General features: G+C 76.2%; 14 protein-coding genes. 5 read left to right on the top strand and 9 right to left on the bottom strand.

Annotated elements, in window-relative coordinates; all coding sequences use genetic code 11:
- Positions 1–552, top strand: a complete 552-nt coding sequence (locus ACFV8H_RS15535) for a hypothetical protein (RefSeq protein ID WP_380399939.1) — start codon at positions 1–3, stop codon at positions 550–552.
- A 12-nt stretch (positions 553–564) separates the two neighbouring features.
- Here ACFV8H_RS15535 and ACFV8H_RS15530 read toward each other — a convergent pair whose 3' ends face one another.
- Together ACFV8H_RS15530 and ACFV8H_RS15525 are read right to left on the bottom strand one after the other, a co-directional pair.
- Complete coding sequence (locus ACFV8H_RS15530) at positions 565–2,307, bottom strand: penicillin-binding transpeptidase domain-containing protein (RefSeq protein ID WP_380399937.1); 1,743 nt, start codon at positions 2,305–2,307, stop codon at positions 565–567.
- A gap of 195 nt (positions 2,308–2,502) precedes the next feature.
- A complete protein-coding gene (locus ACFV8H_RS15525; RefSeq protein WP_380399935.1) occupies positions 2,503–3,570 on the bottom strand; it encodes an alcohol dehydrogenase catalytic domain-containing protein in 1,068 nt (355 codons plus the stop codon).
- A gap of 301 nt (positions 3,571–3,871) precedes the next feature.
- Between ACFV8H_RS15525 and ACFV8H_RS15520 the strand changes: the two genes are divergently transcribed.
- Both ACFV8H_RS15520 and ACFV8H_RS15515 read left to right on the top strand, forming a co-directional pair.
- Positions 3,872–5,113 (top strand): styrene monooxygenase/indole monooxygenase family protein, encoded by a 1,242-nt coding sequence (locus ACFV8H_RS15520; RefSeq protein ID WP_380399933.1) that lies wholly within the window; start codon positions 3,872–3,874, stop codon positions 5,111–5,113.
- Between the two features lie 152 nt (positions 5,114–5,265).
- A complete protein-coding gene (locus ACFV8H_RS15515) occupies positions 5,266–5,811 on the top strand; it encodes a hypothetical protein (RefSeq protein ID WP_380399931.1) in 546 nt (181 codons plus the stop codon).
- Positions 5,812–5,847: 36 nt separating this feature from the next.
- Here the strand turns inward: ACFV8H_RS15515 and ACFV8H_RS15510 are convergent, their stop codons facing one another.
- The 5 genes from ACFV8H_RS15510 to ACFV8H_RS15490 all read right to left on the bottom strand — a co-directional run bounded on the left by ACFV8H_RS15510 (position 5,848) and on the right by ACFV8H_RS15490 (position 16,033).
- The gene (locus tag ACFV8H_RS15510; protein WP_380399929.1) at positions 5,848–6,900 is read right to left on the bottom strand and encodes a hypothetical protein; all 1,053 of its coding nucleotides are present in this window, start codon (positions 6,898–6,900) and stop codon (positions 5,848–5,850) included.
- Positions 6,897–8,156 carry a CHAT domain-containing protein gene (locus tag ACFV8H_RS15505; RefSeq protein WP_380399927.1) on the bottom strand — a complete coding sequence of 420 codons (1,260 nt, stop codon included), beginning with the start codon at positions 8,154–8,156 and terminating at the stop codon, positions 6,897–6,899. The genes ACFV8H_RS15510 and ACFV8H_RS15505 overlap by 4 nt, the downstream gene beginning before the upstream one ends.
- Before the next feature lie 6 nt (positions 8,157–8,162).
- A complete protein-coding gene (locus ACFV8H_RS15500) occupies positions 8,163–14,237 on the bottom strand; it encodes a tetratricopeptide repeat protein (protein WP_380399926.1) in 6,075 nt (2,024 codons plus the stop codon).
- A gap of 179 nt (positions 14,238–14,416) precedes the next feature.
- Positions 14,417–15,160: an SOS response-associated peptidase gene (locus tag ACFV8H_RS15495; RefSeq protein WP_380399924.1), complete on the bottom strand. Its 744-nt coding sequence runs from the start codon at positions 15,158–15,160 to the stop codon at positions 14,417–14,419.
- 117 nt (positions 15,161–15,277) lie between these two features.
- Positions 15,278–16,033, bottom strand: coding sequence for an AraC family transcriptional regulator (locus tag ACFV8H_RS15490; RefSeq protein ID WP_380400052.1), 756 nt, complete (start codon positions 16,031–16,033; stop codon positions 15,278–15,280).
- A gap of 123 nt (positions 16,034–16,156) precedes the next feature.
- Between ACFV8H_RS15490 and ACFV8H_RS15485 the strand changes: the two genes are divergently transcribed.
- Complete coding sequence (locus ACFV8H_RS15485) at positions 16,157–17,326, top strand: MFS transporter (protein WP_380400050.1); 1,170 nt, start codon at positions 16,157–16,159, stop codon at positions 17,324–17,326.
- A gap of 122 nt (positions 17,327–17,448) precedes the next feature.
- Positions 17,449–18,690, top strand: a complete 1,242-nt coding sequence (locus ACFV8H_RS15480; protein ID WP_380399922.1) for a saccharopine dehydrogenase family protein — start codon at positions 17,449–17,451, stop codon at positions 18,688–18,690.
- 109 nt (positions 18,691–18,799) lie between these two features.
- On the opposite strand, the gene ACFV8H_RS15475 is transcribed toward ACFV8H_RS15480, so the two are convergent.
- Complete coding sequence (locus tag ACFV8H_RS15475) at positions 18,800–19,366, bottom strand: rhodanese-like domain-containing protein (RefSeq protein WP_380399920.1); 567 nt, start codon at positions 19,364–19,366, stop codon at positions 18,800–18,802.
- Positions 19,367–19,446: 80 nt separating this feature from the next.
- Complete coding sequence (locus ACFV8H_RS15470; protein WP_380399918.1) at positions 19,447–20,196, bottom strand: sulfite exporter TauE/SafE family protein; 750 nt, start codon at positions 20,194–20,196, stop codon at positions 19,447–19,449.
- Between the last annotated feature and the right edge of the window lie 447 nt (positions 20,197–20,643).

Raw genomic sequence — 20,643 nt, 5'->3', positions numbered from 1 at the left:
GTGACGGGTGGACACCGCCAGGCACTTGACGGGACGCCCTGGCCGGAGCGGGCCGAACTGGCCTACGGCGCACGGGTGGAGCTGACCTCGCCCGAGCCGCCGGTGCCGGAGCTGGGGTGGCTCGGTGCGGAACTGGTCGGCAGCCGGGGCGTGGTGGTGGACTGCGAGGTCGAGCGCGACGAACGCGACGGCCGGCTCGGGCCGGTGTACGGGGTGGTGACCGAGGACGGCAGCCCCTGGCGGCTGCGGCCGGAGTTCCTGCGCGCGCTGGGCGGCGAGCCGGCGGACCTGCCGCCCCGCCACCGCGGCGACCTGCCGGAGGGCACCCGGGTGCGGATCCCGGTCGACCCGGCCCCGGAGGGCGGGCCGACCGGAGCCGGGACGACGGGGGCCGGGCCGGCCGGGTCGGTCGCAGGCAGCTCGCCGGTCACCGCGGTCGGGGAGGTCACCGGACTGTGGTGGGAGAGCCGGCTGGAGCCGCCGAAGGGGTACACCGTCGAGGTGGGCGACCGCACCCACTGCGTGACCCCGGACCAGGTCGAGCGGCTCTGAGCGCGGGCCCCGTCAGCCCTTGCCCCCCGCCTTGAGCACCTGGGCGGCCGCGACGCCGGCGGCGCTGTTGCCGTGGCCGCCGCCCTCGACCTCGGCCGCGACGGCGAGGTCGTTGCGGTAGGCGATGAACCAGCTGTTGGTGGCCTGGCCCGAGCCGGCCTCGACGGTGCCGGTCTTGGCCCCGATCTGGCCGCCGAGGCCGGACATCGGGGTGCGCGCGGTGCCCTGGGTCGCGGTCCTGGCCATCATCGAGCGCAGCCCCTGGGCGACCTCGGAGGGCAGCTTCCCAGGGGCCGTCACCCGCTTGACGTCCTCGCGGAGCACCGGCTGACGGAAGGTTCCGCTCTGCACGGTGGCCGCGACGGAGGCCATCAGCAGCGAGTTCACCTGGATCTGCCCCTGGCCGATGTACGCGGCCGCCGCCTCGTCCTTGTTGCCCGGCACCGGGATGGTGGCGTCGCGGCTCGGGATGCCGATCCGCCACTGCAGGCCGAGGCCGAACTGGTCGCGGGCGACCGAGCTCAGCGTGCCGAGCTGGAGCTTCTCCAGGCCCTTGTCGATGAAGCCGGTGTTGCAGGAGTGGATGAAGTCGTCGCTGAGGCTGTAGTCGAGGTGGTTGCCGGACTCGTCGTTGTGCCAGGTCCTGGGCGAGTTGGTGGTCTCCTTGCAGGGCGCCGCGGTGTCCGGGGTGACCCCGGCCTCCAGCAGCGCGGCCGCGGTGATCACCTTCATCGTCGAACCGGGCGCCTGCCCGCCGCCGACCGCGCGGTTGAAGCCGCCCTGCGGGGCGTAGGCCATCGCCAGGATGTTGCCGGTGCTCGGCTGGACCGCCACCAGCGAGGCGGGCTTGCCGTTCGCGGACTGCTGCTTCACCGCCTCCTCGGCGACCTGCTGAAGGTCGGCGTCCAGGGTGAGCTTGACCTGCGGGGCGCTCGGCGGGGTCAGCACGAACAGCTCCTCCGCCTCCTGCCCGCCGCCGGAGAGCACCACGGCCTGCCCGGTGACGGCCTTCGCGCCGTCGGGCGGGGCGATTTGGGGCAGCACGGACTGGAGCGACGGGAACGCGTCCAGCGGCCGCCCCTTGCGGTCGGTGGGCTTGGACACCGGGTTCGGCAGGGCCTTCACGGCGAGGGTCCGGCCCGCGGCCAGCTTGGGGTGGACCACGGTCGGCGCCCAGCGCACCAGCACCCGCCCGTCGGAGGCCCGCACCGCGCCGAGGGCGCTCTCGTACTCCCAGGCCTGCGTGGTGCCGTCGAACTCCGCCCGCACCCGGTAGCCGACGGCGGGCTCGCTCGGCGTGCCGGCGGGCGCGGGGCCCGTCCCGGTCAGGGTGAGGGTGCGGGCGGACACGTTGTCGTGGAACGAGGCGAGCGCCATCCGGGCGGCCTCCGGGCGGTCGGTGAGCCCGGCCGCGACGGTGAGGTCGCCGCGGCCCCAGGCCGCCAGGAAGTCCTTGGCCACGGCGTCGGCCTGTGCGGCGGTGGGCGGCGCCTGCGGTTCCTTGGCGGCCGTCGAGGCGGCCCCGCCGCCGGTGTCGGTGGAGCCGCCGGACACGGCGCTCAGCACGTTGTAGGCGCCGTAGCCCGCGACGACGACCAGCGCAGTGAACAGCCCGCCGACCGCCACCAGCCAGATCCGGCGGGAGCGCCGGCGCTGCGGGGCCTGCGGGTGGCCGTCGGGATGGACGAGGTGATCGTCGTACCCGTCTTCTCCGTACGGCTCGTACGGTTCGTACTCTTCGTGGTCCCGGTGCATGCTGCTGCGTCCCCCTGGTACGTCCTGTGGCTTCCGGTGTTCGTGGGCCCGCCGACGCACCGACGCGGCCGGCCGGGTGCCCGGGCGGCCGCCCGGCGGGTCGTTCGGGCGCGGACCAGCCTAAGCGTCGCCGATCGGGCGTTCGACGGCGGGGTCTTTGCCAACGCTTGACCTACCCGAGGGGCGGCCGTCGGGTCAGCGGCCCGTGGTGACGACCATCCGGAACCGGGCCCGCCCGCTGGTCATCTTCGCCACGGCGGCGGCGGTCTCCTCCAGTGGGAGCTCCTCGACCCAGGCCCGGACGCCGGTGCGCTCGGCGAAGCGCAGGGTGTCCCGGGTGTCGAGGGCGGCGCCGGAGGAGTGGGCGTAGACCTTGCGGTCCGCGGCGATCAGTTGCAGCGGGCTGATCGCGAGCGGAGCGGGGGACACCCCGACGATGACGAGCTCGCCGCGGCGGCCCAGGCCGTCGACGGTGGCGGACATGGCGTCGGCGTCGGTGACGGTGGCCAGCACGACCTTGACCCCGCCGAGCGCCTGGAGGGCCTCGGCGACGTTCCCGGCGGTGCTGTCCACGTAGTGGTCCGCGCCGAGCCGGTACGCCAGCGGCCCCTTCTCCGCGCCGCGCGCGACGGCGACCGCGCGCAGGCCCATGGCGTGGGCGAACTGGACGCCCAGGTGGCCGAGGCCGCCGAGGCCGAGCACCGCCACGGTGTCGCCCGGGCGGGCGGCGGAGCGGCGGAGGGCGTTGAACACCGTCACGCCGGCGCAGGCCAGCGGCGCGGCCTCGACGGCGGTCAGTCCGTCGGGCACCGCCGCGAGCGCGTCGGCGGGCACGATGACGGAGTCGGCGTAGCCGCCGGGGTAGGCCGCGCCGGGGACCTGGAGCTGGGGGCAGAGGATGGCGTCGCCGTCGCGGCAGGCCTCGCAGTGCCCGCAGCTGCCGCCGAACCAGCCCACCGCGACCCGGTCGCCCACCCGCCAGCCCTCGACGCCCTCGCCGAGGGCGTCGATCCGGCCCGCGATCTCGTGACCGGGGGTGACCGGGAAGGTGGTGCCGGGCAGCTGGCCGGCCGCGATCAGCAGGTCCGAGTGGCAGACGCCGCACGCCTCGACGGTGATCCGGACGGAACCGGGGCCGGGGGTGCGCAGCGGGACCTCGACCAGCTCGGGAGCCCCGCCCGGGGCGGCGATGTGGACGGCCCGCACGACGCCGTCGGCCGGGGTGGGAGCGGGCGCGGGGGTGGAGGCAGGGGTGGCAGCCATGGCGATCCTTCGGCGGGAGGTCGGCGCGGGGCGGGCCCGCACGCGCTGTCCCCACCAGCTTGCCGCCTGCTCCCGCCGTCCGCTCCCGCGCCGGCTGTCGCCGCCCGCGCCTGCGCTCGCTCCTCCGTTCGCGCCTGCGCCCGCGCCTGCGCCCGCGCCTCCGTTCGCTCCCGAGCCCCCGCCCGGCGCGCGCCCGTCCCGTCCGCGCCGTGGACGCGGACGCTCCGGACTGATATCCAAACCCTGGCAGCCGGGCCGACGGGCGGTCCGGGCCGGACGGACCACCAGGAGAGCAGGGGCGATGCGCAGGATTCTGATCATCGGCGCCGGGCAGGCCGGCCTCCAACTGGCCCTCGGACTGCAGTCCCACGGCTATGACGTCACGCTGCTGACCGACCGTGACGCCCAGGAGGTACGGGACGGCCGGGTGCTGTCCAGCCAGTGCATGTTCGACTCCGCGCTGCGCCACGAGCGCGCCCTCGGCCTGGACCTGTGGGCCGCTGCGGCGCCCCGGATCGAGGGCATCGGCCTGTCGGTCGGCGGCCCGGACGCGACCAGGGTGATCGACTGGACCGGACAGCTCGCGGCCCCCGCCCAGTCCGTCGACCAGCGGTTGAAGATGTCCACCTGGCTGGAGCTCTACGCCGAGCGCGGCGGCCGGATGGAGGTGCGGCAGGTGAGCGCCGCCGACGTCGAACACCTCGCCGGCTCCTACGACCTGGTGCTGGTCGCCTCCGGAAAGGGCGGACTGGCCTCGCTGTTCGAGCGCGACGAGGAACGCTCCTCGTTCCGGCGTCCGCAGCGCGCGCTCGCCGCGAGCTATGTGTACGGGCTGGCGCCGCGCCCCGACCAGGAGTTCCCGGCGGTGCGCTGCAACCTGGTGCCCGGCGTCGGCGAGTTCTTCGTCGTGCCGGCCCTGACGGCCGCCGGGCCCTGCGACATCCTGCTCTGGGAGGCCCAGCCGGGCGGGCCGGCGGACGCCTTCGACGGGCTCCGCGCACCCGGTGAACACCTGCGGGTGACGCTGGAGTTGATGAAGGCCTTCACGCCTTGGGAGTACAACCGCGCCCGCTCCGGTGTCGAACTCACTGACGCAGGTGCCACCCTGGCGGGCCGCTTCGCCCCGGTGGTCCGCCGGCCGGTCGGCGAACTGCCGGGCGGCGGCGCGGTGCTGGGCGTCGCCGACGTGGTCGTCACCAACGACCCGATCACCGGGCAGGGCGCCAACGCCGCCGCCAAGTGCGCCGCCCGGTACCTGGAGGCGATCCTCGCGCACGGTGACAAGCCCTTCGACCGGGACTTCCAGCAGGCCGCCTTCGACCGCTTCTGGGCGGAGACCGGCCGGGCCGTCACCGACTGGTCGAACGCGATGCTGCGCCCCGCGCCCCCGCACGCCGTCGAACTGTTCGGCGCGGCCGGCCGGTTCCGGGCCGTGGCCGACCGGTTCGCCAACTGCTTCGACCACCCGGAGGACGTCGAGGAGTGGCTGCTCGACCCGGGGAAGGCCGCCACCTACCTGGCGTCCCTGGCGGTCCGGAGCTGAGCCCCGGCCCCGCCCCGGCGTCGAAGGGGTCACGACAGGGTCAAGCTCTCCCCAAGTACCGCACGGGAACGACCTGATGATGGTGGGTTCGTGTCGGCCCCGGTCCGCCGGGGAATGACGGAGCACGGAACGCGAACAACAGGAGACACGTGGTGGCGGTCGACGGCGGCAACATGGCGCACGCGGTGATGGAGACGGCGGTGAAGGAGCGCACGCGTCTGCAGACCGGGCGCAGCCGGACCACGGCGCTGGTGCTGCTGGTCCTGCTGGCCGGCCTCGGTCTCTTCCTGGCGCTGGTCGTCGGCAAGGCCGATCCGACCAGCGCCCCGGACTGCGACGGCCAGACCATGACCAGGCAGAACACCTGCCAGATCATCTCCAACCGCGGCGGCGGGGGCACGTTCAGCTACGACGAGATGATCGACCGCCGGGAGTCCGGAAAGGGCGTGTGGCAGGCGGTCGGCTTCATCGGCACCGGCCTGTCCGTGGTCCTGATGGGGGTGGCGATCAGCAAGCTCAACCCCAACCGCCCCTGGGGCAAGCAGGTCGACGCCGCCTGCCCGCGCTGCCACCAGCTGACCCTGCGCGAGAAGCTGACGATGCACACCGTCTCGCGGGGGCGCACCAACTACCGCTACAGCGGCATCGTCACGCTCTGCACACCGGTCTGCGGGTTCACCGCCGTCCGCCAGCGCTGACCGGCGCCGGATCGCGGCAGATCGCCCGGACAGGGCCTATCGGGAGTGCGAGGCCAGGCTGAGCAGCAGGTGCGCGGACTCCGGGTGCTGGAAGTCGGAGTGGGCGCCGGAGGGGTGGAGGCGGCGGGTGGCGAGGCTGCCGCGGTAGCGGTGGCCGGCGTCGATGTTGACGATCGGGTGGTCGAGGTCGGTGTGCGGGTACGGGGAGTCGGTGGGCCGCAGCCGGGTGGTGAACTGGGGGACGGGGGCGGCGCCGGTGCCGGAGTGGCCGATGCCCGGGTGTCCCTCGGCGCGCAGGTGCCAGAAGCCGGTGGCGCGGTCCCAGCGGGAGTGGGTGAGCACCAGCGGGCCGCGCAGCGGGGCGCCGGCCCGGCCGGGGCCGAGGAACAGCCGGGGGAAGAGCCGGGTGAAGGCGTCCCGGGGTGCGGCCATCTGGAAGACCAGGGCGCTGTCGACGGTGAACGGGCGGCCCGGGTCGCCGGGCCGGGCGGTCCAGCTGAGCACCGGGGGCCCGGCCGGGCGGTCGGCCGCGTACTGGACGGCCTCGCAGAGGAAGCGGCCACCGAAGGAGTGCCCGAGCAGGTGGAGGTACTGGCCGTGGCGGTTGGCCAGCACCCGCGGGGCGTCCGGTCGGCCCCGGCCGGTGTCGAGGTAGCCGAGCAGGTGGCCGAGGATGCGTCCGGCCTGGCCCCGGGCGCTCATCGCGTGCGCCCGCTCGCGGATCCGCCGGTAGCCGTGCAGGGTCGGCAGGCTGGAGGACGGCCAGCGCACCACCACGCACCAGGGGCGGAAGCCGGCGGCCAGCCCCGGGTAGCCGGCGGGTGCGGCGCGGTGCAGGGCGGCCGCCCGCTCGACCAGGGCGGCGGCCGAGCGGTCGGCGGCGGCCGGGCTGGTCTGCCAGCCGTGCACGTAGACGTACAGGTCGGTCGCCCACTCGGGGATCCGCAGGTGGCGGGCCAGGTGGTCGGCGATCCGGGCCTCGGGGACGGGGGTGGTGGTGCCGGGGACGAGCAGCCGGCCGTGCTCGTCCAGGTCGACGGTCGCGGGCCGTACGGTGGCCGTCGAGGCCGGGTGCAGGGGGGCGGTCACGGGTTGAGCTCCAGGATGCTGTCGATGCCGCAGTGCAGGGAGTAGGCGAGCGCCAGCGGGTTGCGGTACTCGCGGGCGAACCACCGCACCAGCTGCTGGGTGATCTCGCCGGCCGTGAACTCGCCGGTCAGGTAGTGGTCGAGGAAGGCGAAGGCGTACTCGGCGGCGAACTCCTGCGGGATCTGGAGCTGCGGCCCGAGCACGCCGTCCGCGCCGAGGTCGACCAACGCCCGCCCCAGGTGGTCGAGTTCGGCGGCCGCGGACTGCCCGGTGTGGCAGGCGTTCAGCAGCACGAACGGCCGGAACACGGCGTCCGGCCGGTCGAGGTGGCGGCGGCGGTGGCGGCGCACCAGCTCGGCGTCGATGTGCCGGTCGTCGGAGAGCCGTACGGCGAGCTGCTCGTACGGGGAGTCGTTGGCGACGAACTGGCCGTGGCACCAGAAGTACATGACGTCCTCGTCCAGTACGGCCGCGGACAGCGCCTCCAGCAGCCGGTCCGACTCGGTGCGCACGGTCAGCTGGGAGCGGTCCTCCAACAGCTTGCGGACCTCGGGCGCCCGGCCGATCCCGGTGAGCTGGTCGTCGGTGTTGAGACTGGTGACGGGCTTGGTGCGGGGGGCGGAGGGCGGCTGGATCGGCGGGTAGGCGGCGCCGGTCTGCTCGACCTGGTGGCGGTGGCCGAGGAAGTCGGCCCAGTCGTCCGGCTGGTGGCCCTCGACGGCGAGCATCGGCCAGGGGAGGTGGAGGTCCGAGTCGAAGCTGATCCGCAGCGAGCCGTGCTCGGTGAGGGTGCGGTTCAGGTACTCGCGGAACAGGACCAGGCTGCGGTCGCCGCCCTCGAACATCGTCTCCAGGAAGTACCGCCCCTCCTCGGCGAGTTCGGCGACCTTGCGCTCGGCGACCTCGGCGAGCGGGGTGAAGTCGACGGCGGTGGCGAAGGGGTAGGGGTGGTACGGGTCGGGGTCGTAGCCGATCAGCCGGTCGCGCCAGATGGAGCGCAGCCGGGCGGCCTTGGCGAGGAGCGTCGGCGCGGAGACGGCCAGCCGGGCCCGGTGGATCCGGCTCCCGGGGGTGCGCTCGCCGGGGCGGAAGGCGCTGATGTGGAGCTCGTCGCCGTGCCGGCGGAGCGAGACGATCAGGTCCAGCGGGGCCGGGCCCTTGAGCGGGAGGCCGTCGGCGGGGCCGAGCTGCCGGGGCAGCCGGGTGTAGTCGGCCGAGGGGTTCTGGCGGACGGCGACTTGGAGGTCCCGGGGCACGTCGATCTACTCCTGCTCCTGGTCTTCGGGTTCGGTCGGGACGGCGGCCCCGGCCTCGGCGGGACTGTCGGTGGGGACGTCCAGGACGGCGGAGAGGTCCTGGAGGACGGCGCCGTGGCCCCGGTCGAAGACGGTGATCCGGACGGTGTGCGGGCCGGCCACGGCCGGCGTGAGGGCGAAGCGGGCGGGCGCACCGGCGGGGACGTGGTCGGCGACGGGCGGGTCGAGCACGGCGTCGGGGGACACCGCGGTGACCAGGCGCAGCTCGGGGAGGGCGGCGGGCACGGAGCCGTCGGCGGGCTCGAGGTGGAACTCCAGGTGGGTGGTGACGCCCACGGCGGGGTCCTCGACGAGGGTGAGCCGGGGCCGCCAGGCGGGCCGGGGCGCGGGTGGGTCGACGGCGCGGTGCACCGAGCCGCGGGTCCGGCGGGGGAGCAGTTGCGGCGCACCCCGGCTGAGGCCGGCCTGGGCGGGCGCGCCGGGGATGGGCACGCCGGCGACCGCCCCGAGGGGCACCCGCTCGGCGCGGTCGAGCCCGGTCAGTGCGGCACGGGCCTCGACCGCCAGCGGGTGGCCGGGGTCCATCAGGGCTTCGCGCCCGACGCAGACCGCCGCCAGCAGCTCCCGGGCGGTGTCGCGGCGCCCGTCCGCGGCGAGGGCCGCCGCCAGGCCGACGGCGAGGCTGGGCGTGACCGGCACCGGCCCGGTGCGCAGGGTGCCGAGGCTGACGGCCACGTCGTCGGCGCTCGCGTGCCCGGCCAGGAGGGCGGCGGTCGGCGAAGAGTCCCCGGCCGGGAGCCGGTCGGCGACGATCCGCTCGTACACCCGGACCGCCCCGCCGGCGTCCCCGGCGCGCAGCCGGGCGTGGGCGAGGCCCTGGCGGACCTCCAGGGTGAGCGGGCTGCGCGGGCCCCGGCTCTCGGCGCAGGCCTCCGCCAGCTCCTCCAGCCGGACGACGGCCCGCAGCGGGCGGGGGCCGTCGGCGAGCAGGAGCGCCTCGGTCAGCCGGGCCGGCACGGTCGCGTCGTCCGGGTCACCGAGGGCGGCGGTCGCGGTGGCGACCAGGTCGCCGGCCAGCCGGAGTGCGGTTTCGCGCTGCCCGTCCAGGTGCTGGGCGAAGGCGAGGACGCAGCCGGCGTGGACCAGTTCGGGCAGGCCGGGGCCGGTGAGCCGGGTCCGGTCCGCTGCCAGCGGGGCGAGTTCGGCGACGGCCGCGGCGCTCTCCCCGGCCAGCAGCAGGGTTCTGGCGAGGTCGCGTCGGAGCTCGCGGACGAAGGAGTGCGCGGGCCCGTGCGCGGCGAGCGCGTGGGCCAGCGCGTCGCGGTAGGCGGCGGTGGCCTCGGGGTGGCGGCCGGCCGCGGCGAGGTTGCGCGCGAGGCTGTCCCGGACGTCCAGCACGTCGGGGTGGTCGGCTCCCAGGATCCGGTCGCAATCGGCGAGCAGGGCCCGGTAGAGCGCGTCGGCGCGGTCGTGCTGCCAGCCGTGCCGCAGGGCGTGGCCCAGGCGGTGGCGGGCGGTGAGCGTGGCGGGGTGGTCCGGGCCGTCGACGCGTTCGTGGTCGGCGAGGAGCGCCCGGACCTCGGCGATCTCCTGGCGGTGGCGTCCGGCGAGTCGGTGGGTGTAGGCGAGTTCGTCCCGCTCCTCCAGGGTGTCCGGGTGGTCCGGGCCCTGGAGGCGGCGCCGGGCGGCGACCAGGTCGGTGAGGAGCGCGGTGGCCCGGTCGAGTTCGCCGGTCTTGGCGAGCTCCTGGGCGAGCAGGGAGCGGACGGCGAGGGTGTCGGGGTGCTCCGGCCCGAGGACGCGGTCGTGGTCGGCGGCCAGTTGCTCCCGGTCGGTGGCGGCCCGCCGGCGCAGTCCTGCGTACGCGAGGTCGGCGGCGAGGATGCTCCGGGCGGTCAGCACGGCCGGGTGGTCGGGGCCGTGGATCCGGATCCGGTCGAGCAGCAGGGCCTCGCTGAGCCGGATGCTGAGCAGGTGGTCGCCGGCGGTCCGGTGGGCCCAGGCGAGGAGGAGCCGGGCGTCGAGGGTCTCCGGGTGGTCGGGGCCGTCGAGCCGTAGGCGGTCGGCGAGCAGCTGCTCGCACAGCTGGCGGGCCCGGTCGAGGTCGCCGTCCGAGCGGCGCGAGGACGCCTCCCACCAGCGGGCGTTCAGGGTGTCCGGGTGGTCGGCGCCGAGCACCCGGGCGCGGTCGGCGACCAGGGCGGCGAACAGGTCGCCCGCCCTGCGGTGGTGGCCGGCCTCGCTCTGGGCGAGGGCCTGCCACCAGCGGGCGTCGAGGGTGTCCCGGTAGTCCGGGCCCAGGATCCGGGTGCGGTCGGCGACCAGAGCCGCGAACGACTCCGCGGCGCGGCGGTGGTCGCCGGCCCGGGAGTACGAGCGGGCCAGCTCCCGGCGCAGCTCCAGGGTGTGCGGGTGGTCCGGTCCGTGGACCCGGGTGAGGTCGGCCACCAGCGAGGTGAACTCGGCGATGGCGCTGGGGTGTTCGTCGGATCCCCGCCAGGCCGAGGCCCGCTCGCGCCGGCACCGGACGGTGGTGGGGTGGTCCGGGCCCAGGACCCGGACGAGGTCGGCGGCGAGCGCTTCGAAGAGCAGGGCCGCCCGTGGGTGGTCGCCGGCCTCGTGGCAGCTGAGGGCCTGCCCGATGCGGATGTTGAGGGTGTCCGGGTGCTCGGGCCCGAGGACCCGCTCGCAGTCGGCGACCAGCGCCTCGAACAGCGGTACGGCGCTTTGCGGGTCGTTGGCGGTCTGGCAGGCGGACGCGCGGGTGTGACGGGCCAGCAGCGTGTCGGGGTGGTCGGCGCCCTGGACGCGGGTGCGGTGCTCGACCAGGGCGGCGAACAGCCGGTCGGCCCGGCGGTGGGAGCCCGCGTTCTGGTGCGCGGTCGCCAGCCAGTGGCGGGCGGTCAGGGCCTCCGGGTGGTCGGCGCCCTGGAGCCTGGTCCGGTCCCGCACCAGGGACTCGGCCAGCTCGACCGCCCGGCGGTGGTCCCTGGTGTTCAGGTGCAGCGCGAGGCAGCTGACCCGGGCGTCGATGCTGTCCGGGTGGTCCGGCCCGAGGATCCGGACGTGGTCGGCCACCAGGGCCTCGTACACCTCCAGGGCGCGGCGGTGGTCGCCCAGGGACTGGTGGCTGTGGCCCAGCCAGAAGCGGGTGTTCAGGACGTCGGAGTGGTCCGGGCCCTGGATGCGGACGCGGTCGGTCAGCAGCGCCTCGTACTGGGCCAGGGCCTCGCGGTGCCGGCCGAGGTTGCGGTGGGTGGTGGCCAGCCAGAAGCGGGTGTTGAGCACGGCGGGGTGGTCGGGGCCCTGGAGCCTGGTCCGGTCGGCGAGCAGCAGCCGGAACAGGGTCAGCGCCCTGCGGTAGTCGCAGGCGTTGGAGCGGATCGAGGCCTGCCACCACCGGGTGGTGAGCACGTCCGGGTGGTCGGGGCCGACGGCCCGTTGCCGGTCGGCGACCAGTCGGTCGCACTCCTCGGCCGCCCGTTGGCGCTGTCCGGCCTCGTCGAGGGAGCGGGCCAGCCGCAGCCGGGCGTCGAAGGTCTCGAAGTGCTCCGCGCCGTGCACCCGTTGCCGGTCGGCGACGAGCCGCTCGCGCAGGGCGAGCGCCGCGCGCGGGTGGCCGGCGGCGTTCAGCGCCCGGGCGAGGCCCGAGCGCTCGTCCAGGGTGTCCGGGTGGTCGGGGCCCTGGATCCTGACCCGGTCGGCCACCAGGCGTTCCAGCTCCTCGACCTCCAGCTCGGGCCGGCCGGCGACCCGCAGCGCGTAGCCGAGGAAGCTGCGCTCCTCCAGGGTGTCCGGGTGGTTCTCGCCCTGGACGCGGGCGCGGTGGCGGACCAGCGCCCGGTGCTGCTCGACCGAGCGGTCGGGCGTGCCCGCCTCCCGGTGGGCGCGGGCGAGGCCGCTGCGCGCGTTCAGGGTGTGCGGGTGGTCCGGGCCGAGCACCCGGGTGTACGCGGGCACCAGGTCCTCGAAATCGGCCACGGCGACGGCCGCGCGGCCGGACTTGCGGTGCACCGAGGCCAGGCGCTTGCGCGCGAACAGCGTCTGGGGGTGCTCCGGGCCCTGCACCCGGGCGCGGTCCGCGACGAGCGCCTCGTAGCCGGCCGCCGCCGCGAGGTGGTCGCCCGCGTCGGAGTGGGCGGCGGCGAGCCAGCCGCGGCTGTTCAGGGTGTCGGGGTGGTCGGCGCCGAGCAGCCGGGTGCGGTCGGCGACCACCTGCTCGTACCCGGCGATGGCCAGGTCGTAGTGTCCGGCCGCGAGCCGGGCGAAGGCGAGGCCGCTGCGCCGGGTCGACACGATCCGGTGGCCCGGTCCCCGCATCCGCGTCGCGTCCGCCACCAGCTGTTCGTACTCGGCGATCGACTCCCGGTGCCGTCCCGCCATCTGGAGGGCGTACGCGAGGCTCGCCCGGCTGTGCATGGTGTGGGCGTGGTCTGCCCCCAGCACCCGCGCCCGCTCGGCGACGACGGCGCGGAACTCCGCGACGGAGAGTTCGTGCTGACCGGCCCGGCGGTGGCTCTCGGCGAGGCTGTGCCGGTCGGTGAGGGTGGCCGGGTGGTCCGCGCCCTGGAGGCGGGTGCGCCGGGCGACGACGTCCAGGCAGAGTTCGACGGCCCGGGCCGGGTCGCCGGTCTTGGCCTGGAGCCGGCCGAGCCGCCCCTGGGTGGTGAGGGTGTCCGGGTGGTCCTCGCCGAGCAGCCGCCGCTGCCCGTCCGCCACCGCCTCGACCAGCCGTACGGCGTACACCCGCTGGGCCCGGTCGGTGAGTTCGGCCGCCGCCAGCGCGTACAGGGCGACGGTGCCGGCCGTCGGCCGGTCGGACGGGCCGCTGTCGGCCAGCCCCCGGACGTGCGGCAGCAGGGCCCGGCGCAGACCGGGGCCGCCCGTGGGCCAGAGCCGGGTGGCGGCCGCCGCGAGGTGGTGCTCGGCCCGCTGCCGGAAGGTGCGGTCGCCGTCGGCCTCGCGCAGCACGGCCTGGAGCAACCGGTGGACGGCGACGGTCTCGCCGAGGGTGATCAGGTGGTAGTCGGCGAGCAGCCGCAGCGCCCGGTCGACCTCCTCGGGCCGGCGGGAGCCGTACGGGGTGAGCACCTCGCGCGGCAGCGCCTCGGGGGCGTACCAGGCGAGGGTGCGCAGCAGCTCGACGGCGAACGGCGCGGTGTGCTGGACGGTGCGCAGCGTGGTCCGCCAGAGCCGGGCCACGGTGGACTCGGCGCCCGGCCCCACCGGGCCGGTGGCGCGCAGGAGTTCGCGGTAGGCGGCGAAGGTGGTGCCGGTCTGCTGGACGTAGGCGCCGGCCTGGGCGAGGGCGATCGGCAGGTGGCCGAGTTCGTCGGCCAGCGCCCGGGCCTCGTCCTGCTCGGCGGCGTCCAGGGTGTCGCCGGTGTAGGCCGTGGCGCACAGCAGCCGGGCGGCCTCGGGGGCGTCGAGGACGTCGACGCGCACCGGCCGGATCCCGGGGTGCCAGCCGCTCGCGCGCCGACTGGTGACCAACTGGTGGCCGCGGCCCAGGAGTCGGCCGACGTACGGGGTCAGGTGGGCCGGGTCCTCGGCGTTGTCGTAGACGAGCAGCCAGCGGTCGTGGGCGCGCAGCCAGGCGATGGCCCACTCGACCTGCTGGCCGGGCGGGGCGGTGAGCGCCCAGGAGGGGTGGAGGTGGACGGCGAGCCCGGCGAAGGCCTCGGCGAGCTGGCCCTCGGACTCGGCGGTGATCCACCAGATCAGCCGGTAGTCCCCGGCCCGGGCGTAGGCGTGGTGCAGGGCCAGGCTGGTCTTCCCGACGCCGCCGAGGCCGTGCAGGGTGGTGGCCTGGGTGACCAGTCCGCCGCCGTCCGCGTGCCCGAGGGCGTCGGCGACGGCGCGCAACTCGCCCTCCCGGCCGATGAGTCGGCCGGCGGCCCGGGGCGGGAGGTTGGGGGTCGGGGTGGTGGCCCGGACGGTCAGCGCGGCCCGGGCGGCCTCGGGCGGGAGGACGGCGACATGCGGGTCGTCGCCGCCGGCGAACGGTGAGCCGGGGCGGCGGCGCTGCTCGTAGGGCTCCGGGCCGGGCATGCCGTTCTCGGGACGCCCGTGTGCCGTCATGGACATCAACACTGCGCCGCCCTCGCCCCCGTGCCCTGCTGCTCTGCCCGCCTACCGTAGTGCAGGTCGGACGCGCTGTCAGCGGAAACCGGGCGGGCGGTCCGTCGGACGCGCTGTCAGCGGAAACCGGGCGGGCGGTCCGTCGGACGCGCTGTCAGCGGAAACCGGGCGGGCGGCGGTCAGTCGGCGAGCCCCAGCGGGTCCGGGGCGGTGGCGAGCAGCTCGGGGCCGTTGTTGCGGACGCTGTTGACGACGGGTGGGACGGCGCGCACCCGCAGCGCGCCGTCGGCGGGGCGGCGCAGCAGGTGGTGGAGTTCGGCCGGGTCGGTGCGGTCGGGGGAGAGCCAGGCGGGGACGTCGTCGGGGGCGACGGTGAGCGGCATCCGGTCGTGCACCCGCCCGGCGGAGTCGGTGGCGTCGGTGGTGACGACCGTGGCGGTGGCGAGCCAGGCGAGCGGGTCGTCCTCGGCGCGGGCGGGGTCGCGCCAGAACTCGTACAGGCCGGCCATCAGCATGGTGGCGCCGGTGCTGAGGAAGTACGGCTGCTTGTACTTCTTGCGGTCGGCGGTGGCGGGCACCTCGCGCCACTCGTAGTAGCCGTCGGCGGGGATGACGCAGCGGCGGGCCCGGAAGGCCTTGCGGAAGGCGGGCTTGCTGTCGACGGTCTCCGAGCGGGCGTTGATCATCCGGGCGCCGCCGGACGGGTCCTTGGACCAGGACGGCACGAGGCCCCAGCGCAGCGGGCGGAGCTGGCGCAGCAGTTCACCGGTCTCCCGGTCGACGCGTTCCAGGACGGCCGGCACGGCGTCGGTGGGGGCGACGTTCCAGCTCGGCGCGAGGGTTTCGGCCGGGTCCCACCGGAGTTCTCCGAGCAGTGAGACGAGGTCCTGGGGCGTGGTGGTGGAGACGAAGCGGCCGCACATGCCCCCAGCCTGCCACCCGGCACGGACAATTGGGCGCTCGGCGCACGACGGTGGCCGGTCAGGGGGCTTGCTCAAGGGGCCGGGCAGGGGCCAGGTCAGGGGTCGGTCAGGGGTCGGTCAGCGCGCCGGACGGCCGTCGGGGCCGTGCCCCGGGGTGTGGCCGAAGGTGCGGCGGTGGACGTCGATGAACGCGCTGGCGGAGGACCAGCCGCAGCGGTGGGCGACGGCGGTGACCGGCTGCCCCTCGGCGAGCAGCACCAGGGCGTGGTGCAGCCGTAGTTGGGTGCGCCACTGGGGGAAGGTCATGCCGAGGTCGGCGCGGAACAGCCGGGACAGCGTCCGGTCGCTGGCGCCGACGGCCCGGCCGAGTTCGGCGAGGGTGCGGTGGTCGGCGGGGTCGGCGTGCAGCAGCGCGCACAGGGCCCGGAGCAGCGGCGCGGCGGGGGTGGGCAGGTGCAGCGGCTGCTGGGGGGAGGCGCGCAGCTGGTCGAGCAGGACGGCGCGCAGCCGGGAGCGTTCGGGGCCGTCCTGGGCCGGGGCGCGGGTGTAGGCGACGATCAGTTCGCGCAGCAGCGGGCCGACGGCGAGGACGGTGGGCCGGTCGAGGCCGAGCGGGTTCTCGGTGGCGGGCAGGCCGACGAGGTGGAGTTCGAGTTCGCCGTGCGCCTGGTGGGCGTGCACGGTGCCGGCCGGGATCCAGAGTGCGCGGGTGCTCGGGGCGACCCAGGATCCGGCGTCGGTGGTGATGGCGACCACGCCGCGGGCGGCGTAGGCGATCTGGTGGTCGTCGTGGCGGTGGGCGTCGATCCCGGTGCCGGGGGCGAGCAGCTCGGCCCGGGTGGGGGCGACGGGATCGTGGCGGATTTTCGGCATCACCTGGCAGATTATCGGAAGTCCGACAGGAGGTTCCGGTTCCAGCATGTCCGGGTGAGCACTCCAACGACACCAACGACTCCAACGACACCGACGAAGCGGGCGGCCGGACCGACGGGAGGGCTGTCGGGGCGGACCTCGATCACCCTGCTGTCCGTCGGGCACTCCTGCGTGGACGTCTACCAGGGCGCGGTGGCGGCCCTGGTCCCCTTCCTGGTCGCCGAGCGCGGCTACGGCTACGCCGCCGTCTCCGGCGTGGTGCTGGCCGCCTCGCTGCTCTCCTCGGTGGCCCAGCCGCTGTTCGGGGCACTGACCGACCGGTGGCCGCTGCCCTGGCTGCTGCCGGTCAGCACCCTGGTCGGCGGCGCGGGCATCGCGCTCTGCGGACTGGACGACGCGTACGGGCCGACGCTTGCCTGGGTGGCACTGTCCGGCGTCGGGGTGGCCGCGTACCACCCGGAGTCGGCCCGGGTGGCGCGGGCGGTGGCCCGGGGGTCCGGGCACCGGGGGATGGCCTGGTTCTCGCTGGGCGGCAACCTGGGCTTCGCGGCGGCCCCGCTGCTGGTCGCCGGCGTGGTCGGCCTCGGCGGGCTGCGGCTGAGCCCGCTGCTCCTGCTGCCGGCCCTGGCGGGGGCGCTGCTGTGCCTGCCGGTGCTGCGGGAGCTGGCCCGGCAGCGGGCCGCCGGGGCGGGCCCGGTGGAGCGGACCGGCCGGGACGACCGGGCCGCCTTCGTCCGGCTGTCGCTGGCCGTGGTCTGCCGCTCGATCGCCTTCACCGGGCTGAGCACCTTCCTGTCGCTGTACGCCACCCAGCGCCTCGGCGGCGGTTCGGCGGCGGGCACGGCGGCGCTGGTGGTGCTGTACGCGGGCGGCGCGGTGGGCTCGGTGCTGGGCGGGGCACTGGCCGAGCGGTGGGGGCGGGTCGCCGTGTCGCGCTGGTCGTACCTGGTGGCGGCGGTGGCGGTCGCCGGGGTGCTGGTGGTGCCCGGCCCCGGGCTGTACGGGTGCGTGGCGCTTACCTCGGCGGGCCTGTACGTGCCGTTCTCGCTCCAGGTCACGCTGGGGCAGGACTACCTGCCCTCGCGGATCGGCACGGCGAGCGGGATCACCCTCGGGTTGACGGTGAGCATCGGCGGGCTGGCCAGCCCGCTGATCGGCGGCCTCGCGGACGCGACCTCGCTGCGGACGGCGCTGGTGCCGCTGGTGGCGATGCCGCTGCTCAGCTGGGCGCTGTTCCGCACCCTGCCGGAGCCCGTCCTGCCGGAGCCCACCGGGGCGGAGGCGGGTTCCTGACGGTCGCGTCCCGGCGGGCGTGCCCCGGCGGGCGGTGCCGGGGCCGGGCCCGTATCGACGCGGCTATCGTTCACAGTCACAACGTTCGTAGATGATACGTTCGTATCTGAAAAGATAGTTCAGTGACGGAAGGGACGACCGACATGAAGGTGCTCGCCCTCGGCGGAGCCGGTGCGATGGGCCGCGTCGCCGCCAGGGTCACCGCCCGGCTCCCCGGCGTCCGGGAACTGGTGATCGCCGACCGCGACCCGGACGCCGCCCGCCGAACCGCCGCCGGGCTCGCCGCCCACGCCTCGGGTGTGGGCGTGACCGTCCGGGCCCGGCGGGTCGACGTCACCGACCGGGCCGAACTGGACGCCGCCCTCGACGGGGCGGACGTGGTGCTCAACACCGTCGGGCCGTACTACCGCTTCGGGCTCGACGTGCTGCGCGCCGCGATCCGCACCGGGACGGACTACCTCGACATCTGCGACGACTGGGAACCCACCGTCGCCATGCTGGAGTTGGACCGGGAGGCGCGCGCCGCCGGAGTCCGCGCGGTGATCGGCATGGGCGCCAGCCCCGGCGTCAGCAACCTGCTTGCCGTCCGGGCCGCCGCCCTCCTCGACACCCTCACCGACCTCCACACCGCCTGGCCCGTCGACGTCGGCCCCGATTCCGTCACCGATTCGGGCGCCGGCTCCGGCGACACCCCGCTGCTGAACCGCGACGGCGCCCCGGCGGCCGCCGCCGTGCACTGGATGCAGCAGATCAGCGGCACCGTCGCCGTCGTACGCGGCGGGCGGCTCACCCGGCGGCCACCGCTCGAACAGGTCGCGCTCGACCTGCCCGGCGGCCACCGGGGCACCGCGTACACCGTCGGGCACCCGGAGCCGGTCACCCTGCACCGCACCCTCCGGCCGGGCGGCGACGCGGCCAGCCTGATGGTGGTCAGGGCGGGCACCGCCGCCTACCTGGACGTGCTGCGCCGCGACCTCGACGCGGGGCGGCTCAGCAACGAGACCGCCGCCCTCGCCCTGGACCGGCCCTCGCTGCGCCGCATGCTGCGGGCGGGCGCCCGGGCGGCCCCCTTCGGCTCCCCGGGCAGCCTGCCCGGTTTCTTCGCCGCCGCGACCGGGACGGCGGACGGCCGTCGGGCGAGCGCCCTGGCCCGGTTGACCGGAGCGGACGCGCTGCTGGCCGACATGGCCGAGGGCACCGGCGTCCCGGCCGCGCTCGGGCTGGCCCAGCTGCTGGACGGCACGGTGCGCACACCGGGCGTCCACCCGCCGGAGACGGCCGTCGATGCGGAGCGGTTCTTCGCGGACCTGGCGCGGCATCGGCCGGGGGTGGGCGTGGTGGTGGAGCAGGGCGCCTGCGCCTGACGACGAGGGCCCCCGTCCTGGGGTGGGCAGGGGTCCTCGGGCCGGCGGGCCCTGGCGGGCCGGGGCCTGGCGGGCCCCGGTGGGCGCGGCCGCCCACCGGGGCAGGGGCTCAGCCGCCGAGCGCGGCGAGCGTGTCGTCGAGGGTCGGCGTGCCCGGGCGGGGGCGGTTGTACGGGAGCCTGCCCAGTGCCGTCCCCAGCGCGCAGCTGTTGGTCAGCGCGGAGAGGACCAGCCCGCCGCCGACCGCGGCGGAGATCCAGCGGGCGCCCGGCCGGGCCCGGTCGGCCAGCAGGCCGAGCAGCACGATCGAGCCGGCCACCAGCCGGACCTGACGGTCCATCGCCCACACCGGGCGGGCGCCGGCCACCCGGTCGACGGGACGGCCCGTGTCCGTCCAGGCGTTGGTGCCGCCGGTGACGACGAGGGCGGTGATCCCGGCTTCGTCGAGCCGCGCGCAGGCGTTCAGGGCCCGCTGCCCGGCCGCGCAGACGACGGCGAGTTCGGTCCGTCCGGCCGCGCTGCGCAGGGCGGGCAGCGCGTGGTCGAGCCGGTCGAGCGGGATGTTCAGGGCGCCCGGGATGTGTCCGGCGGCGTACTCGCCGGGGGAGCGGACGTCGATGAGGGTGAGCCGGCCGAGGCGCGGCTCCAACTGGTCGACGGTGAGTGGGGTGGTCATGGGGAAGCGGTGTCCTCTCGGGACGGGAGGGGTGGGGGGACCGGCGCGCCCGGGGGAGGCGGCCGGGGCGGGAGGGCCGGTCACGTCAGCGTGGTGACCAGCATCAGGGCGGCGACGCCGAACAGGGCGATCGCGAAGGCCCGCTGGAGGGCGCGTCCGCTGAGCTTGTCGGCGAGCCGCTTGCCGTCCCAGGCGCCGAGGATCGCGGCGCCGGTGAAGGGCGCGGCGACGGCCCAGTCGATCGAGCCGGCGGCGCCGAGGCGGGGCAGCAGGGCGGCGAGGGAGTTGGCGGTGATCACCAGCAGGCTGGTGCCGACCGCCTCGGCCATGGTGAAGGCGAGCACCGAGACCAGCGCGGGGACGGCGAGGAAGCCGCCGCCGACGCCGAGCAGTCCGGTGACGGCGCCGAGGCCGGCGCCCGCCGCGGTCGAGCGGCCCGGCCCGGCGGCGGAACGTTCCTGCCGGTCGGTCCTGGCCGGCAGCAGCATCCGCCAGGCGGCCAGCGCGGCCAGCACCGCGAAGGCGCCGGTCAGCAACGCGCCCGGCAGGCGGGCCGAGAGCGCCCCGGCCGCCGCGGCGGCGGGCAGCCCGGCGGCGGCGAACAGCGCGCCGGTGCGCCAGCGCACCCGTCCGGCCCGGGCGTGGGCGAGCAGGCCGGTCAGCGAGGTCGCGGCGACGATCACCAGGCTCGCCGTGGTGGCCAGCGCGGGGGAGAAGCCGAGCAGGTAGACCAGGGCGGGCACGGCCAGCATGCTGCCGCCGCCACCGAGGCCGCCGAGGGCCAGCCCGACCACCGCGCCGGCGGCCAGCGCCAGCAGGAGCGTGGTCATATCACGTGCCCCGTAGGGCCGTTGGGCGTGGTGGCCGGCAGGCCGGCCCGGGCGGGCGCGGGCCGCGCGGGGGCGCTCGGCCCGGGGGTGGGCAGGTCAGGGGTGGACAGGCCGGGGCTGGGCAGGTCAGGGGTGGGCGGCAGCTGGGGCACGGGCTTCTCCAGTGGTGCGGGCCGGGCCGCGGTGGTCCGGCGGGTCGGGGGTGCCGCGGTCGCACGGTGCCGCCGCCCGGTGCGGGCGGTGGCGGTGGTGCGCGAGGTGGTGCGGGTCTCTCGTCGGCTCGGCCGGGCCCGGGCGATGATGCCCGGGGAGGCGGCGGGCCGGTTCCCCCGTCGACGCCCACCATAGTACCCCCGGGGGTATTATCGAAATGCTTCGGCGATACCCCCGTCCGTATTCGGCCATGGCGGCCGTATGCTGATAGAAATACCGAGGGGGGTATCTGAG

This window comes from Kitasatospora sp. NPDC059827, from assembly GCF_042731675.1.
Classification (GTDB): Bacteria; Actinomycetota; Actinomycetes; order Streptomycetales; family Streptomycetaceae; genus Kitasatospora.
Note: the sequence above shows the minus strand (reverse complement) of the source record. Positions and strands in the feature narration are given on the sequence as shown.

Coding starts and splice junctions, on each gene's coding strand:
- ACFV8H_RS15530 (WP_380399937.1), bottom strand. CDS start 2,307: ATGCACCGGGACCACGAAGAGTACGAACCGTACGAGCCGTACGGAGAA.
- ACFV8H_RS15525 (WP_380399935.1), bottom strand. CDS start 3,570: ATGGCTGCCACCCCTGCCTCCACCCCCGCGCCCGCTCCCACCCCGGCC.
- ACFV8H_RS15520 (WP_380399933.1), top strand. CDS start 3,872: ATGCGCAGGATTCTGATCATCGGCGCCGGGCAGGCCGGCCTCCAACTG.
- ACFV8H_RS15500 (WP_380399926.1), bottom strand. CDS start 14,237: ATGACGGCACACGGGCGTCCCGAGAACGGCATGCCCGGCCCGGAGCCC.
- ACFV8H_RS15495 (WP_380399924.1), bottom strand. CDS start 15,160: ATGTGCGGCCGCTTCGTCTCCACCACCACGCCCCAGGACCTCGTCTCA.
- ACFV8H_RS15490 (WP_380400052.1), bottom strand. CDS start 16,033: ATGCCGAAAATCCGCCACGATCCCGTCGCCCCCACCCGGGCCGAGCTG.
- ACFV8H_RS15475 (WP_380399920.1), bottom strand. CDS start 19,366: ATGACCACCCCACTCACCGTCGACCAGTTGGAGCCGCGCCTCGGCCGG.
- ACFV8H_RS15470 (WP_380399918.1), bottom strand. CDS start 20,196: ATGACCACGCTCCTGCTGGCGCTGGCCGCCGGCGCGGTGGTCGGGCTG.